The following is a 16246-nucleotide window of genomic DNA, read 5'->3' on the forward strand; positions in this document are numbered from 1 at the left end:
ATCACATAAAAACAAAACGATAACCTAGAGATAAAGCTCTTCGCGGGCCTTTTTTACAGCTCAGCTGGCGTTAGCGGACAAACCGTCAGATCCGCCCCCTACAGGATGTCCACTATATGTTGGGGCTGGTGCCTCAAGGCATACAAGCCGGACCAGCCGCTGCGAGTCGGGCGGCGCCGAATCCCGCCTCGCAAGCCATGCGATTCCGGTGATTTTCCGGCGGGGTGCGAGACGGGCTGGCGCAGCATCCGGGATTCACGCGGCCCAGCCTCGCCCGGCTTCACCCCTGGCGGCCGGAGAACATCCTGACGGTTATTCCGCCGCCAGTCAGGCTGCTGCGGACGGAAGCCGCAAGCTCTACGGCTTCGGCGGTATCACCGTGCAGGCAGATTGTGTCGATTGCCGCCGGGATGCGCTTGCCGCTTTCGGTGATGATCGCGCCTTCCTTTACCATCTGCAGAATACGGGGCCCGGCAAGCGCCGGGTCGTGAATGACGGCGCCTGGCAGCGCGCGGTCAACCAGGGTGCCATCGTCATTGTAGGCGCGGTCGGCAAAGATCTCGCCGCACCAGTTGCAGCCCAGCTCACGCACCACCTCCTCCATGGCGGTGGCGGCCAGCACCATGATGATGATATCCGGATCGACATCCAGCGCCGCCTCATAGCAGGCACGCGCCATTGCGTGGTCGGTGCAGGCCATGTTGGAAAGAGCCCCGTGCAGTTTCAGGTGGCGCACATCCGTGCCTGCCGCCTGCGCCATGCCGCGGGCGGCGCCCAGCTGGTAGCGGATCATGTTGGCCAGGGTTCCGTGGGGCACTTGCATCTTGCGGCGGCCAAAACCCTGCAGGTCCAGAAACCCCGGATGGGCGCCGATCCCCACCCCATTTTCCCGCGCCAGCGCCATGGTCCGCGCCATCACATCCGGGTCGCCAGCGTGAAAGCCGCAGGCGATATTGGCAGAGGACACGATATCCAGAAGCGCCGCATCATCGCCCATGGTCCAGGGGCCGAAGCTTTCGCCCATATCGGCATTCAGGTCGACAGTCTTGCTCATGTGGTTTCCCCCTTTGCGAACGGGTCGGCATCGGCCGAGACAGCGCCGCTGATCAATTGATAGGACAACAGGTCCCGGACTGCTGCCGGATCGCGTACCAGCGGGCGGCAGGCGGCGGGCAGGGCTTTCAATGATGTGCCGAACCTGGCCTGGATTTCCAGCCCGTCCTCCAGGCTGATCCAGCAAAAGTGCAGCGGCGCGCCCGCCGGGGTCTGCGCCGCCTTGGGCAGATCACAGGGCAGAACCGTGCCGATCCGGGGATAGCCGCCCGTTGTCTGGCATTCACGCAGCAGCACATAGGGCTTGCCATCACCGGTCATCTGCACGTCCCCGGGCAGGATCACCTCGGACAGGATATTGAGCTGGCCTTCGGCGGCGAAGCCCTCGCCGTCTGAAACCGTCTCTACACCCATCCGGCTGGCCCGGCTGCCGCGGCTGAAGGCAGTGGCGGCGAAGCGCGCCCGGACCGCTTCGCGGAACAGATGGCTCTGGAAGCTTTCGACAATCCTCAGCGCACCGCCCTTGAACCGTTCTTCGGCATCCAGCACCAGCCCGGTTTCGCTGCTGGGGTCTGGACCTGCCGGCAGCAGATCCCCGGCTTCCGCCGCGCGGCCGAGGCCCGCCATCAGGTGAACAGAGCGCGCGCCCAGAACCGTTTCAGTGGCGATGCCGCCGCCCAGATGCAAATATCCATAGACGCCGGCGCGGGCGGCACCGATGGTCAGGCGCTGCCCTGCCTCCATCTGGTGCGAGGCATTCCAGGCCAGGGCAGCGCCCTCCAGCGCTGCCGCCATCGGCGCGCCCGTCAATGCAATACGCAGAGGGCCAGTGGCTTCGAACTCGCCGCCCATACCGCCCATCTCCAGCGCCGCCAGGCCAGGATCCTGCCGCAGAAGCGCCGCGCCCTCGGCCAGCGCCAGGGTATCCGCGGCGCCGCCTTGGGATATCCCCTGCCCCAGCAGCCCGGGACGGCCCATGTCCTGTACCGATGCCGCCGGGCCGATGCGGAGGATCTTGAGACCGCTCATGCGCCGATCTCCTCAGCGGCCGCGCCGCCGCGCAACGGATCATCTTCGCAAAGCTTGAGGAACTCTGGCTTGGAAACCGGTTCAAACTGCATCTCGTCACCGGGGCGCAGGGCAAAGGGCTGCCCTGCATCCGCTTGAAACAGCGTAAACCCGGTCTGCCCCACATGCCGCCAGCCGGTGGGTGCCGGGTTGGTGAACAGCACGAACTGGCGGATCGCCTGCACCAGCGCGCCGCGCGGCACCTTAGGCGTCAGCTCGGTCTGCCGCGGCAGATCCCATTCCGGCCCCAGCGAACCAAGGTAGGGCTGGCCAGGGGCAAAGCCGATGGTCAGCACCCGTACCCGCGCCGCACTCAGGCTGTCGATGGCCTGCGCCTCGCTCATGCCCGCGGCATCCGCGGCTTCTGCCAGCTGCGGTGCCAGATCGGTGCCATAGACGGTCGGCACCCGCCAGAACCGCCGCCCGGCCGGCAGCGGCGCCTGCAGCCAGTCCTGTTCCGCCAGCAGGTCCCGCAGCACAGCCTCCAGTCTTTCATGCGGCAGGATGGATGGATCAAACCGGACAAAGACCGAGGCCAGCGAGGCCATGGTCTCCACCACGCCCTCCATCGCCCGCGCCTCCACTGCGGTGCGGAAAGCCAGCGCCGCGCGGTTTGATGCCTCGCTCAGGCTGCCGCCAAAGCTGACCAGTATACCGCTCAGCCCGGCCCGGCGGACAAGCGGATATGCAGCCGCATCCTGGCTGTCCATGTGTTCACCCCGTCAGTTTTGCGGCCAGCGTTGCGGCACGGGCACAGAGTGTCAACACGTCAGTTCAGGCAAGACCAGCCGGCAGCGGCTGGCTGGCCGGCAGCAGCTTCAGAAATCGTCCCAGCCCTGCGCCGCGGGCAGCTCGTTCTGCACCGCAGCCGGCGCCGCCGCGGGACGCTGGAAGGCAATCACCTCCGCGGCCGGGGATGCCGCCCGAGGCGCGGCGCCTCCGCAGCCGCTGAACTTGGAGACCTCACGGGTCAGCTGTCCGGCGTCAGACGACAGCTGCTGGCTGGCGGCCGACGTTTGCTCCACCATCGCTGCATTCTGCTGGGTCACCTGATCCAGCTGCGAAACACCCAGGTTGATCTCGCTCAGCGACGTCGCCTGCTCCTTGGCGCCGGTAGCGATACCGCTGATGTGGCTGGAGATGGTGCCGACACTGCTGATGATCTCCTTCAGTTCCGAACCGGTGCGCCCGACAAGGTCGACACCGCTGGCCACCTGCTGCTTGCTTTCGCTGATCAGCTGCTTGATCTCCCCCGCCGCCCCGGCGGAACGCTGCGCCAGAGCCCGCACTTCAGAGGCCACAACCGCAAAACCGCGGCCCGCGTCGCCCGCCCGCGCCGCCTCCACGCCCGCATTCAGCGCCAGCAGGTTGGTCTGAAAGGCGATGTCGTCGATCATTCCGATGATCTTGGCGATCTCCTCTGACGAGGTCTCGATCTGCGACATTGCCGCCACCGCATCCTCGACCACCCGGCCGCTGCGCTCTGCTGCTGTTTTCGCCTCGCTCACGATGCCCTCCACCTTCTCCGCGCCCTCTGCCGCGGAATGCACGGTTGACGTCAGCTCCTCGATGGCCGCCGCCGTCTCCTCTAGCGTCGCGGCCTGGCTTTCAGTGCGCTGCGACAGGTCGCTGGCTGCCTTTGAAATCTCATTGGAGGTGCGCCCCACCGCATCCGACACCCGGGTGACAGCCCCAATTGCCGTTTGCAGCTGCTCCGCAGACCGGTTGAACGCCTCGCCCAGCGCCGCGATGTCCGCCTGTTCCGACAGCGTGACCCGGACGCCGAGGTCGCCCTGGCTCATGGCTTCCAGCCCGCGGGCAATCTCCTGCAAGCCGCGGCGGCGCACGGTCACGTCAGTCGCCACCTTCACCACTTGCACAACCGCCCCATCCGGACCGGTAACCGGCGCATAGGTGGCCTGAATCCAGATGGTTTCCCCAGCCTTGGTCACCCGCGGAAACTGATCGGTGTACACACGGCCCTGTGCCAGTTCCTTCCAGAAGGACTTGTACTCAGCGCTGGCCGCCAGATCCGGTGCAACGAACATCGAGTGATGCTTGCCCGTGATTTCCTCAAGACTGTACCCCAGAGCGGAGAGGAAGTTGGCATTCGCTGTCAAAATGGTCCCATCGGGCTGGAACTGGATCGTCGCCTGCGTGCGGTCAACCATTCCGGCGATAATTTCCGCACTGCTAAGCTCTCCTGCAGGTTTGGCCGCCTTGGATTTGAAAAACATTTATCTCTCCGCACGTTCGTGATTCTAAAGGGATCGCGCAAAGCTAGCGTCAAACCGACAGCAAATTCTTAACCGGCCCCGGGAGCGTTTTCCCCCGCCCTCCACGCCCCGCCCAGGATCCGGCGCCACCCCGGGTCCGCCGCGGCCTCAGCACTGCAAAGCGCTCGAAAACCGCTCTGTCCGGCATGGAGCGGGTGTCCTGTCAGGGTCAGCGCCTTCTGATCCCGGCAGCCCTATCCGGCACTTGTCCAGGCGTGGCGATCCCGTTGCCGGGTTCGCGCCTGCCGTCCAGAAAAGCAACTTTAAGATGTATTTTTCTTGCTGAAACTCACAGGAAGTGTACGCTTTCCAGACACTCCCCAGGCCGGCCGCAATGAGGGCCGCAGCCAACATCCAGGATTCCATCCGACTGCAACAATGCAAGGAACCGCTCGCCATATGACCTACGCCCGGCAAACCGGCATCCGCCAGCCAGCTCACCGGCAGCTTGCAGAGGGCCAGCGTGCCCAGGCCGCAGCGGCCATTATGGTTGCTGCCGGGTTTCTGTTCGACTACCTGACCCCGCTGGGGGTGGCGGCCGGGCTGATCTACACCGGCGTCGTTCTCTGCGCCATCTGGGCGGAGACGCCCTCCACCGCTTACACCTATGCCGCGGTGGCATCAGTCCTTTCGGTACTTGGCTACTTTCTGGTTCCGCACTCGGCGGCCAATGAATGGATCGTGCTGACCAACAGGGCGCTTACGATCCTGGCGCTTTGGGCCTTTGCCTTCATCGTCTGCCGCCAGAAGATGTTTCAACGATCTCTGGAGCGCCAGCAGAATGAGCTGGCCGCAATTCAGGAAAACACTGTCGACGGAATGATCACCATTGACGGGACCGGAAACATCCTCAGTTACAACCGTGCCTGCACACATATTTTCGGCTACAGCGCAGAAGAAGCCACGGGACGGAATGTCAAATTCCTGATGCCGGACCCAGACCGCTCGGCACACGACGGCTACCTTCGGAATTATAATGAAACCGGCCGCAAAAAAATTATCGGGATCGGCCGCGAAGTGCGCGGGCTGCGCAAGGACGGCAGCACCTTTCCGCTGCATCTTTCCGTCAGCGAAGTCCAGGTCGGCGGCCACGTCCTGTACAGCGGCATCGTCCGCGACATCTCGGAACAAAAACGCGCGGAGGCGGAACGGGAGAAATTCATCGAGGATCTGTCCCGGTCGAACCGCGACCTGGATGACTTTGCCTATGTGGCCTCTCACGATTTGCGGGCGCCCCTGCGGGTGATCGACAACGCGTCCACATGGCTGGAAGAGGATCTGGCGGACGTCCTTGACGAGGACAGCCGCGAGAACCTGCAGCTGCTCCGTTCCCGGGTGACGCGGATGGACCGGCTGCTGGACGATCTGCTGGAATACTCCCGGATAGGGCGTGCGGATGACCACCGTTACCAGCAGCTCATGCCAGGCGACGCGCTGATGCAGGAGGTGCTGATGCTGGTTGACCAGCCGCCGGGCTTCACAATCCGTATCGACCCGGCCTTCAAGGATATCCAGCTGGTGAACATGCCGCTGAAACAGATTTTCGCCAACCTCATCTCCAACGCGATCAAGCACAGTGAAACCGGCTCAGGGGCGGTGGACGTAACGCTGCAGGACCAGGACGGGAGCTGGGTCTTCCAGGTTACCGACGACGGCCCCGGTATTGCGCCCGAATACCACCAGAAGATCTTTAAAATGTTCCAGACGCTCAAATCCCGGGACCAGGTGGAGGGCAGCGGCATGGGTCTCGCCATCGTCCAGAAACACGTGCAGCAGGCGGGCGGCTCGATCTCCGTCCGCTCTGCCGAGGGGGAGGGCTGCGAATTCAGCATCACCTGGCCCAAGCCCCAACCCTGCGCAAAAGGAGAATACTGACATGGAGCAGCTGACCGGCGCTCTCCCCGTCCGCAAGGAACTGAACATCCTGCTGGTTGACGACGATGACGGCGATGCCAAGGCGGTGCGGCGTGCCTTCCGCAAAGCCAGTATTGCCAATCATCTAACCAGGGCCGTTGACGGCATCGACGCGCTCGGGATCCTGCGCGGCACCGGCGGCAAAACCAGGCTGGCACCCCCCTATGTTGTTCTGGCCGACATCAACATGCCGCGGATGAACGGCATCGACCTGGTCGCTGAACTGCGCAGCGACCCTGCGCTGCACAACACGGTGGTGTTTTTTCTGACCACCTCCAAAGACCAGAAGGACATCACCGCCGCCTACGACCTCAACGCCGCGGGCTACATCGCCAAAGAGACCGCAGGCCGCGATTTCCTGCAGCTCGTCAGCATGATGGACCGCTACTGGCGGATCATCGAGTTGCCCGTGACGGACACCTGACCCGTCCGGCCTGCGTCAGCGCCCTGGCCCACGTGCCGGCAGCGGCACAGGCCGCATCCAGATTGCGGTCCTGGCCAAAGCCGGTCACCGTTTTGCGCGGCTTCAGATCGTGGTCGCCATCCTCCAGCCAGCTCAGGCTGACCGCCGCAGCCAGTGCGTAGCCCTTCACCTCCGCCCTCGTGCCAAAGGGATCGCGGCTGCCCTGACAGATCAGTGCCGGCGTTCTCAGCGCTTCCAGGTGCGCCGTGCGCAACCGCTCCGGTTTACCGGGCGGATGAAACGGGTAGCCAAAGCAGAGCAGCCCGCAAACCCGCCCCTCGGCATAAAGCCCGTCAGCGATCATGCTGGCCACCCGGCCGCCCATGGACTTGCCGCCAATGATCAGCGGCCCCTCGCAGGCAAGCCGGCTGACGGCCGACAGGTATTCCGCCTGCAGCTTCTCCACTTTTGGCGGCGGCCGCTTCACGCCGCCCTTGCGGCGCTCGGCCATATAGGCGAATTCGAACCGCGCCACCCGCAGCCCCTGCCCCGCAAGACCCGCGGCAATGGCCTCCATGAATGGAGTGTCCATGGCGGCGCCGGCCCCATGCGCCAGCAGAACAGTGGTGCGGCCCGCGCCGCCGCCGCTCAGAAGAAAGGGGCTGTCCATCAAAGCATCCTCGCTGGACCCTTTATATTTGGCCGCCTGTTCAGACACCGGCCAGCGCGTCCAATTGCGCCAGCAGTCCGGTGCTGACCTCCACACCATCAGCCTCTGCCGCCGCGCGTTTCCTCAACCGCCCGTCTCCCGGCACCCGGGCCGCGCCGTTGCCCTCGATCTCTGCGCAGATACGGGTGATATAGCCGTCAAAACCCGCATTGCCGAACCGCTCAGGGTCAATCGCGATCAGGGTGGCGCCGCCTTTGATGTTGAGCGCGCTGAAGGATTCCCGCTCCTGGTTGTCGACCGACAGCGTGGCGCCCGCCAGCGCCGCGCCCAGCACCTCGATCATGAAGGCAATCGCCGCGCCCTTGTGCTCGCCGAACGGCAGCAGGCTGCGGGTCTCCAGAATAGCATTGGGATCGGTGCTGGGATTGCCATCCGGATCCAGCCCGGCCGGCCGCGGCAGCTCGTGGCCCTCGGCGGCGGCCATGCGGATATCCATCAGCGCCACCATCGAGGCCGCCTGGTCCCAAACCACAGGCGCCGCGCCCGCGCGCGGGCAGGCAAAGGACATCGGGTTGGTGCCGAACACCGGTCGCACGCCGCCCTGCGGCACCACCATCGACAAAGAGTTGATCACCGCCAGCGCCACCAGCCCGGCCTCGGCCAGCGGCTCGGTGTCGAACCGCAAGCCGCCCAGGTGATGGCAATTGGCGCAGGTGAAGGCGGCAATCCCGGTTTCGCGGGCCAGCGCAATCAGCTCCTGCCTTGCTGCTGCGGCGGCTATCTGGTAATACCCGTTGTCCGCATCGCCGCGCAGCACGCCCGGCGCGATCTTTTCGATCTTCGGGACGGCGGCGCCATTGGCATAGCCGGAGGTAAAGCTCTGCGCATAGACCGGCAGCATCCGCAGCCCGTGACTGCGCGGACCGTCGCGTTCCGAACAGGTGACGATTTCCGCGATCAGGTCGCTGCCCGCTGCATCCATGCCCGCAGACACAAGGACGGATTTGGCCAATGCACGCACGTCGCCGAGTGAGAGCGTCTTTGTCGAAACGGGGGTCATGAAAGCAGATCCTGTCCTGGTGCCGGGTCAACAGGCGCCGGGGCGCCCGCAGTGCAAGGCTTGGAACAAAGCACGCATCTTGGCAACACATTCATCCGGCGCTGCGGCGCACGCCCCCCCCGGCCCGCGGCAGCGGATCAGGTCCCGAAGGCCACCTCAACCCGCAGGCCAGGTCCGGCATCGGACAGCTGCAATGCAGCCCCGTGCAGCCCGGCGATCGCCGCTGCCAGGCTCAGCCCCAGGCCGCTGCCCGGCGTTGTCCGGCTCCGCTCCAGCCGGTACAGGCGGCGCAGCACCTTGGCGCGCTCCTCTTCCGGGATGCCGGGGCCGTGGTCGCGCACCGACAGGATGGTTGATGCGCCCTCCTGCCGCAGCGACAGGCTGATGGCAGAGCCTTCCGGGGTATGGCGCAGCGCGTTCTCGATCAGATTGGCCAGCAGCTGGCCCAACAGCGTGCGGTCGCCAGTGACCCTGGCAGGCGCCCCGGGCAGGCGGAGGCTCAGACGGCGGCCCTGCTCCTCTGCTGCCGGCTCATAGATCTCGGCAAAGGTTGCGGTCAGTTCGCACAGATCCACCGCCTCGAACCGCGCACGCGGCGCGCCGTCCTCCAGCTGGGCAATCTGCAACAGCGCCTGAAAGGTGCTGGTGATGCCGCGGGTCTCTTCCAGCGCCGTGCCGGCCAGTGCCTGGGCTTCTTGCGGCAATCCCGGTGTGTCCTGCAGACGCTGAAGCTGCACCGCCAGCCGCTGGATCGGGGTTTTCAGGTCATGGGCAATATCCGCCGACACCTGCCGCAGCGCCTCGGTGGACTGCTGCTGCGCTTCAGCCATACGGTTCACGCTGCGGCCGATGCGGGCGATATCCCCCTGCCGGCCCGGCATCTGCGGCACCCGGGCGCCCAGATCACCGGAGGTCAGCGCCGCCAGCGTGGTTTCGATCCCCGCCAGAGACCGCGCCGCCCGCCGCGCCAGCAGCACCCCCCCCAGCACCGCGGCGGCAATGGCCGGAAACAGGCTGAACAGAACCACCCTCAGATAGGTCTGCCGCAGCTCATCCAGCGGCCTGGCGCTTTGCGCCACCGTCAGCAGGCCGCCGTGAATATAGGCGCTCAGCGAAATGAAGCGGCCCGCAATCTCCACCGGTGCCGGGCCCAGCGCCACCACCCGGAATCCCTCCTGCTGCTGCATGATGGCGGCATTGCCCGCCACGATCCGCCCGCCGGGCCGCCGGTAGCTGAGCAGGCGGCGCTGCGGGTCTGTCTCCGCGGTCTCGGCATTGACGAGCGCCGCCAGCGCCGCGGCAGAAGGCGTCGCGCGGAACCCCGCCATGTCCTGCATCAGGCTTTCCCGGATGGCCCGGTCCTGCGTGCCATGCGCCACATAATAAGTAACCCCAAGGCTCAGCGCGCTGGCCGCAACAAACAAGAGCGACAGCCACAGCGACTGCCGCACCGGCGAGGAGCGCAGCAGAACGCGCACGCGGTTCACGGCATCATCCGGCAATACGGTACCCCGCGCCGCGCACGGTTTCGATCAGGCCGCTGCCAAAGGGCCGGTCCACCTTGGACCGCAACCGCGAAATATGGGTTTCCACCACATTTGTCTGCGGGTCGAAACTGATGTCCCAGACCGCTTCCAGCAGCATGGTGCGGGTCTGCACCCGCCCCTTGCGGCGCAACAGATGCTCCAGCAGGCGGAACTCGCGCGGCAGCAGCTCGATCTCCTGGCCAGCGCGGGCAACCCTGCGGCGGACCAGGTCCATCTCCAGATCCCCTGCCCGCAGCACGGTCTCCTGCTCCTGCAGCCCCGGACGGCGGGCCAGCGCCGCCACCCGCGCCGCCAGCTCGCCAAAGGCAAAGGGTTTCACAAGGTAGTCATCCGCCCCCGCCTCCAACCCCTCGATGCGGTCATCCACGCCGCTCAGCGCCGTCAGCATGATGGCAGGCGTCCGCACGCCGGCGCCGCGCAGGGTCTTGATCAGGCTCAGCCCGTCCAGGGACGGCAGCATCCGGTCGATGATCAGCACATCGTAATCCGCCGCGGTTGCCTGCAGCAGCCCCTCGCGGCCATCGGTGACCAGATCCGCGGTATGCCCCTCCTCGCGCAGGCCGGCGGCCACATAGGGGCCGGTCGTGGCATCGTCTTCTATCACCAGGATCTTCAAGCCATCCCCCGCTTTGCTGCGCCTTCCGGGTCTTACACCGGATCCGGTTTCAGCGCACATTACAGATCTGTATAGAATGCGTCAGGCGATTGAAATGACGGCCTGCCATCTGCCTTGCATCCCTAGTGAAGCAAGGAACTGAAGATGCCCCAAACCAACGCTCCCAAACGGTTCGCCTTTGCCCTGACCGCCGCCGCCTCTGCCGCCGCAATGATGACTCTGGCGCCCGCCCCCGCCCTGGCCGTGCCCGCGGGCGGCTATGCCGATCTGGTTGAGACCATTTCCCCGGCCGTCGTCTTTGTCGAGGTAACCGCCAAGGCGGAACCTGCCGCGGACCGGCAGGGAATGCACAATGACAAGTTCATGGAAGACTTCATGCGCCGCTTCGGCGGCCGCGTGCCGGACTTCGGCAACAGCCGCCCGGTCAAGGGCGCAGGCTCCGGGTTCGTGATTTCTGAAGACGGGCTGATCGTCACCAACCACCATGTGATCGACAACGCCCAGACCGTCTCTGTCACCCTCTCTGACGGCAGCAAGCATGACGCCACGGTGATTGGCGCCGACCCGCTGACCGACATCGCCCTGCTGAAGGTCGAGACAGATACACCGCTGACCGCGGTGGAATTCGGTTCCTCCGATGACTTGCGCGTCGGCGACGAGGTTCTTGCCATGGGCAGCCCCTTCGGCCTTGCGGGCACCGTGACCTCCGGCATCGTCTCGGCCACCTCGCGCAATATCAATTCCGGCCCGTTTGACGACTTCATCCAGACCGATGCAGCCATCAACAAGGGCAACTCCGGCGGCCCGCTGTTCAATGCCGCAGGCGAGGTCGTCGGCGTCAACACCATGATCTACTCGCCGGGCGGCGGCTCCGTCGGCATCGGCTTTGCGGTGCCGTCCGATATGGTTCAGAAGATCGTTGCCGACCTCGAAGACGACGGCGAGATCACCCGCGGCTGGCTCGGTGTGCAGATCAAGCCGCTCTCTGAGGACGCTGCCAATGTGCTGGGCCGCGAGGCCGGCAAGGGCGTGGTGATCGAAAACGTCGAGCCCGGCAGCCCGGCGGCGGAGGCCGGGCTGAAACCCGGCGATGTGGTGCTGCGGTTCGGCACGGCCGAGATCAACGAACTGCGCGACCTGACAGCCGCAGTCGCGGTGAACGCCCCGGGCGAAAAAGCGCGGATCGAGGTCCTGCGCAAGGGCAAGGAAGTGACCCTGGACGTGACCCTGGGCGACCGCTCCAGCCAGGACGCCTGACCCCGGGGCCTGTTCCCTGCCTGGGACCCAGGCAGGGAAACCATCCGGCGCCTGCCGGGATGGACCCGGAATGTCCTGCAGGGCTGGACCGTCCGCAAACAGCAGAAAACATGGCAGCGGAGGCTGCAAAACCTATTTCTAGTTCATTGCAGCCGCACTCTGTGAGTAAGATGCTGCAAGTGCATGGAGAAAGGGACGCCCGTTGTACAGGATCCGCCTGTTTGCCATCCGCCATTCGCGCAGTTTTGAATGGATCTACAAGCGCCTGGAAAGCGTCATGATCGCGCTGGACCCGGTTCATGCAAGGATCGGCTATGACCGGGTTGAGCGCCCGGTCGCCTTTGTTGAAAAATGCGTCAAGACCGTGCTGTTCGATTGCAAGATGTGCGGGCAGTGCGTGCTGTCGTCAACCGGCATGTCCTGCCCGATGAACTGCCCCAAACAGCTGCGCAACGGCCCCTGCGGCGGTGTCAGGCCGGGCGGCTTCTGCGAGGTCAAGCCGGACATGAAATGCGTTTGGGCGCTGGCCTGGGACGGGGCATCGCGGATGAAAGGCGGCGCGCAGATTCACACCGTTCTGCCGCCGGTCGAACGCAACCTCGAAGGGTCCTCGTCCTGGCTGCGGGTCAGCCGCGAAAAAGCCGCGCATCTGCGGGAAGCCCGGGAACAGCGACGCACCGCCATTGCCGATGCCTTCCCCGATGCCCGCGCAAACGAACCCTCCGCCGCGCCGCTGGCAGAGGAGCCCGCACAGGCCGTGAAAGGCAGCAAGTGATGGATCACACGATATCCCGGCCCTACTCCGCGCCGCCCGAGGGCCATGTCTCCCACAGCCGGCTGGAACGGGTGCTGCGCTCCGGCCGCTTTGCCATCACCGCTGAGCTGAACCCGCCGGACAGCGCCGATCCCGCGGATGTCTATGAGGCCGCGCGCCCGCTGGGCGAGGTTGCCGACGCCATCAATGCCACCGATGCCTCGGGCGCAAACTGCCACATGTCCTCGATCGGCATCAGTGCGCTGCTGACCCGCGCAGGCTATTCGCCGGTGTACCAGATCTCCTGCCGCGACCGGAACCGCATCGCCATTCAGGGCGACGTTCTGGGGGCCGCGGCCATGGGCGTCAGCAATGTGCTGTGCCTGACCGGGGACGGCGTCGGCGTGGGCGATCAGCCGGGCGCGAAACCGGTCTTCGATTTCGATTCCCTGTCGCTGCTGCGCACCATCAAGACAATGCGGGATGAGCGCAAATTCCTGTCCGGACGCACCATCAAGAACCCGCCGCAGCTGTTTCTGGGCGCGGCTGAAAACCCCTGCATCCCGCCTTATGACTGGCGCCCGGAACGGCTGGCCAAGAAGGTGGAGGCCGGGGCCGAATACATCCAGACCAACTACATCTACGACGTGCCTCTGTTTGAGAAATTCATGGCACGGGTACGGGACCTGGGGCTGGACAAGAAGGTTTACATCCTGGCCGGCGTCGGCCCGCTGGCGTCAGCGCGGGCAGCACGGTGGATGCGCTCGAACGTGCCGGGGATCCATGTGCCCGACGCGGTCATCGACCGGATGGAGAAAGCCGAAAAACCCGGACAGGAAGGCAAGAAGATCTGCATCGAGCTGATCCAGCAGATGCGGGAGATCGCGGGCGTCTCGGGCGTGCATGTCATGGCCTACCGGAAGGAGCACGAGGTCTCGGAGATCATACGGGAGTCCGGGGTCCTGGCGTCCCGCAAAAGGTGAACCCGGGTTCCTACAAGCACGCGCCCGCCCGTCTCCGGATACAGCAAAGGCGCCCGGAGGGTAAGTGAACCGCACCGGGTTTGCCGGAGGCTTCAACTCCTGAGTAGGATGAAGCCACAATGAGCAAGACAACAAACAAGTATTCCCCTGAGGTCCGCGAGCGTGCGGTGCGTCTGGTGCTGGACAACCAGGGCCAGCACAGTTCCCGCTGGCAGGCGATCATGTCAATATCCGCGAAGATTGGCTGTTCGGCGCATACGTTGAATGAGTGGGTGAAGAAGGCAGAAGTCGACAGCGGCAAGCGGGCGGGTGTTCCCACCGATGTCGCCGACAGTGCGGGTCGTTCGCGCAGCGATCACATGATCCGGGGGATCATTTGAAGGCCCAAACGAAGGCGCTTGAGCGGGAGAACCGCGAGCTGCGCCAGGCGAACGAGATCCTCCGCAAGGCATCGGCGTATTTTGCGATGGCGGAGCTCGACCGCCGGTCGAAGTGATGGTGTCCTTTATCCGCTGCCCGGCAGTCGATACGCAGTATCGATGAGAGGGGACATGCATCGCAGTGAGCATGGGGTCGAGCCGATCTGCACTGTCCTGCCGATTGCCCCTTCCACGTATTACGAGCACCTGGCGAAGCGGGCTGATCCGGCCCGGTTGTCAGACCGTGCCCGGCGTGACGCGGCATTGCGGCCCGAGATCCTGCGTGTTTTCGAAGAGAACTGGCAGGTCTATGGCGTGCGGAAGGTCTGGCGGCAATTGCAACGGGAAGGTTTCGATGTCGCCCGCTGCACGGTCGCCCGGCTGATGAAGAGCATGGGCATTCAAGGTATCATCCGGGGCAAGCCGCACAAAACCACGGTGCCCGACAAGAAGGCCCCATGCCCGCTGGATAAAGTGAACCGGCAATTCCGTGTGCCTGCTCCAAATATGCTCTGGGTCAGCGATTTCACCTATGTCGCCACCTGGAAAGGGTTTGCCTATGTCGCCTTCGTTATTGATGCCTATGCCCGCAAGATCGTCGGCTGGCGTGTCAGCACCTCGGCGCATGCCGGGTTCGTTCTCGATGCGCTGGAGCAGGCTGTTCATGAGCGGCGGCCGACGAAGGCGATGGGGCTTGTTCACCACTCAGATCGCGGCAGCCAATACCTATCGATCAAATACTCAGAGCGGTTGGGAGAAGCTGGTATCGAGCCCTCTGTCGGCAGCGTCGGGGACAGCTATGAGTTCAAGCAGCTCCGCGCAGAGGATCAAATGATCCGGGGGATCATTTGAATGCGCAGAACGCCCTGGCCGAGACGATCAACGGCTTGTTCAAAGCCGAGGTCATCCACCGCCGGGGCCCTTGGCGCAACTGCGAGGCGGTGGAATACGCAACGCTCGAATGGGTGGATTGGTTCAACAACCGCCGTCTGCTTGAGCCTATCGGGAACATTCCGCCGGCAGAAGCAGAGGCCAATTTCTACGCCGCTCTGGAAACTGAGGATATTGCCGCGTAACTAACTGAAATCAGCCTCCGGCAAACCCGGTGCGGTTCAGAACTCCCACTCACCAGTGAAGCAAGGGGAAGAGCTTCCAAGTTCAACCATGCACAAACAAACTGACCAGCCCCAGTCAGACCAGTCGCCCATCACACAGTCAGTCATTACGACCGACAGGCACGGTGCGGGGATGTTTCTATGGGCAACACCCGAGGAGCGGGACGAATCGGCCACTACCAAGTGCAGCTTTCAGGTATCAGCCCGCCGCCTTGTTGATGCACGCAAATAGGTCATCAGCAAAAGCAGACAACAGACGCGACATGCGGGCGTCCTTCCGAGTGACCAGGAAGAAGGACGTATTGAACGACGTTTCTTCCGGCAGCAAGAGGCGCATCTTGCCCGCCTGAACCCAACGCTCTGCGTAATGGCGCGGCAGGAAACCGATATAATGACCACTGAGAATGAAAACCGCCAGCGCCTCCATGTTGGAGGCATTGGCCGCTACCTTGGGTTTTGAAAACGGCCGCAGCTCCATCAGTTGGCCGAAGCGGCGGGCGACAAATGCGTGGCGTTCGGCATCCGCCAGCTTCGGCTCCGGCATGTCGAACAGCGGGTGATCAACACTGCAGTAGAGCGACTGCATCTCCTCATAAACAGGTTCATAAGTCAGGCTTTCCACTTGCTGCCCGGTAGAAGTTAAGGCCATGTTGAGATCGCCGCTCAGCAACGAAGCCTCCAACTCGCGGGGCGTGCCGACGCGCAGGTCGATTTCCACATTGCGGGCCCGGTTCACGAAGCTGCGCACGGCGCGGTAGAGCGGCAGGCCCGGATCCGAGATCGTGTTGTCGATCATGCCGAATTTCAGATGTCCGGTGATCAGGTTGCGCATCTCGCCCAGCTCGTCCGACAGTTCGTCGATCAGATGCGAGATCTTTCGGGCTTGGGCATATACCTGCGCGCCTTTCTTCGTCACCGAAAACCCGCTGCGGCCCCTTTCGCACAGCCGGAAGCCCAGCCGTTCCTCAAGGCCGGCAATATGTGCGCTGACCGAAGATTGGCTGATATTGAGCGAATGCTGTGCACCGGTGAAGCCGCCGCTTTCCACAACCACGCGGAAGACGTTCAAGCTGTTAATATCACTGCTACTGACGCGCATACTCCCGCCCTT

At 64.3% G+C, this 16246-nt stretch carries 14 protein-coding genes, 1 pseudogene and 1 other annotated feature; of the genes and pseudogenes, 6 read left to right on the forward strand and 9 right to left on the reverse strand.

The annotated features are described in order from the left end of the window. Nucleotides 1–280: 280 nt before the first annotated feature. The 4 genes from K3725_RS17465 to K3725_RS17480 all read right to left on the reverse strand — a co-directional run bounded on the left by K3725_RS17465 (nt 281) and on the right by K3725_RS17480 (nt 4358). Entirely contained in the window at nt 281–1054 is a 774-nt protein-coding gene (locus K3725_RS17465) for a LamB/YcsF family protein (protein ID WP_260016525.1), read from the reverse strand. Continuing rightward, a complete protein-coding gene (locus K3725_RS17470) occupies nt 1051–2082 on the reverse strand; it encodes a biotin-dependent carboxyltransferase family protein (protein ID WP_260016526.1) in 1032 nt (343 codons plus the stop codon). The genes K3725_RS17465 and K3725_RS17470 overlap by 4 nt, the downstream gene beginning before the upstream one ends. Then, nucleotides 2079–2831 carry an allophanate hydrolase subunit 1 gene (locus K3725_RS17475; RefSeq protein WP_260016527.1) on the reverse strand — a complete coding sequence of 251 codons (753 nt, stop codon included), beginning with the start codon at nt 2829–2831 and terminating at the stop codon, nt 2079–2081. Before K3725_RS17475 ends, K3725_RS17470 begins: the two co-directional genes overlap by 4 nt. A 108-nt stretch (nt 2832–2939) precedes the next feature. Beyond that, a complete protein-coding gene (locus K3725_RS17480) occupies nt 2940–4358 on the reverse strand; it encodes a methyl-accepting chemotaxis protein (RefSeq protein WP_260016528.1) in 1419 nt (472 codons plus the stop codon). A 438-nt stretch (nt 4359–4796) separates the two neighbouring features. Between K3725_RS17480 and K3725_RS17485 the strand changes: the two genes are divergently transcribed. Both K3725_RS17485 and K3725_RS17490 read left to right on the forward strand, forming a co-directional pair. After that, complete coding sequence (locus K3725_RS17485) at nt 4797–6272, forward strand: PAS domain S-box protein (protein WP_260016529.1); 1476 nt, start codon at nt 4797–4799, stop codon at nt 6270–6272. 1 nt (nt 6273) lies between these two features. Further along, complete coding sequence (locus K3725_RS17490; RefSeq protein ID WP_260016530.1) at nt 6274–6735, forward strand: response regulator; 462 nt, start codon at nt 6274–6276, stop codon at nt 6733–6735. On the opposite strand, the gene K3725_RS17495 is transcribed toward K3725_RS17490, so the two are convergent. The 4 genes from K3725_RS17495 to K3725_RS17510 form a co-directional block, all read right to left on the reverse strand. Continuing rightward, nucleotides 6707–7384, reverse strand: coding sequence for an alpha/beta family hydrolase (locus tag K3725_RS17495; protein ID WP_260016531.1), 678 nt, complete (start codon nt 7382–7384; stop codon nt 6707–6709). The two genes, K3725_RS17490 and K3725_RS17495, sit on opposite strands and share 29 nt — an antisense overlap. A gap of 40 nt (nt 7385–7424) precedes the next feature. Continuing rightward, the gene (locus tag K3725_RS17500; RefSeq protein ID WP_260016532.1) at nt 7425–8444 is read right to left on the reverse strand and encodes an Ldh family oxidoreductase; all 1020 of its coding nucleotides are present in this window, start codon (nt 8442–8444) and stop codon (nt 7425–7427) included. A gap of 137 nt (nt 8445–8581) precedes the next feature. Next, nucleotides 8582–9931 (reverse strand): HAMP domain-containing sensor histidine kinase, encoded by a 1350-nt coding sequence (locus tag K3725_RS17505; protein ID WP_260016533.1) that lies wholly within the window; start codon nt 9929–9931, stop codon nt 8582–8584. A 4-nt stretch (nt 9932–9935) separates the two neighbouring features. After that, entirely contained in the window at nt 9936–10607 is a 672-nt protein-coding gene (locus K3725_RS17510; RefSeq protein WP_260016534.1) for a response regulator transcription factor, read from the reverse strand. Nucleotides 10608–10751: 144 nt separating this feature from the next. Between K3725_RS17510 and K3725_RS17515 the strand changes: the two genes are divergently transcribed. From K3725_RS17515 to K3725_RS17530, 4 genes and pseudogenes are all read left to right on the forward strand, one after another. Next, nucleotides 10752–11864, forward strand: a complete 1113-nt coding sequence (locus K3725_RS17515) for a trypsin-like peptidase domain-containing protein (protein ID WP_260016535.1) — start codon at nt 10752–10754, stop codon at nt 11862–11864. 202 nt (nt 11865–12066) lie between these two features. Beyond that, nucleotides 12067–12639: a methylenetetrahydrofolate reductase C-terminal domain-containing protein gene (locus tag K3725_RS17520; RefSeq protein WP_260016536.1), complete on the forward strand. Its 573-nt coding sequence runs from the start codon at nt 12067–12069 to the stop codon at nt 12637–12639. After that, nucleotides 12639–13601, forward strand: a complete 963-nt coding sequence (locus tag K3725_RS17525; protein WP_260016537.1) for a methylenetetrahydrofolate reductase — start codon at nt 12639–12641, stop codon at nt 13599–13601. Before K3725_RS17520 ends, K3725_RS17525 begins: the two co-directional genes overlap by 1 nt. Before the next feature lie 119 nt (nt 13602–13720). Beyond that, a pseudogene (locus K3725_RS17530) lies at nt 13721–15096 on the forward strand (IS3 family transposase). Then, nucleotides 14055–14209, forward strand: a sequence feature (AL1L pseudoknot). It overlaps the preceding pseudogene by 155 nt. Nucleotides 15097–15334: 238 nt before the next feature. On the opposite strand, the gene K3725_RS17535 reads toward K3725_RS17530, so the two are convergent. After that, nucleotides 15335–16234: a LysR family transcriptional regulator gene (locus tag K3725_RS17535; RefSeq protein ID WP_260016538.1), complete on the reverse strand. Its 900-nt coding sequence runs from the start codon at nt 16232–16234 to the stop codon at nt 15335–15337. Nucleotides 16235–16246: the final 12 nt, after the last annotated feature.

It is taken from the genome of Leisingera sp. S132 (assembly GCF_025144465.1).
Classification (GTDB): Bacteria; Pseudomonadota; Alphaproteobacteria; order Rhodobacterales; family Rhodobacteraceae; genus Leisingera.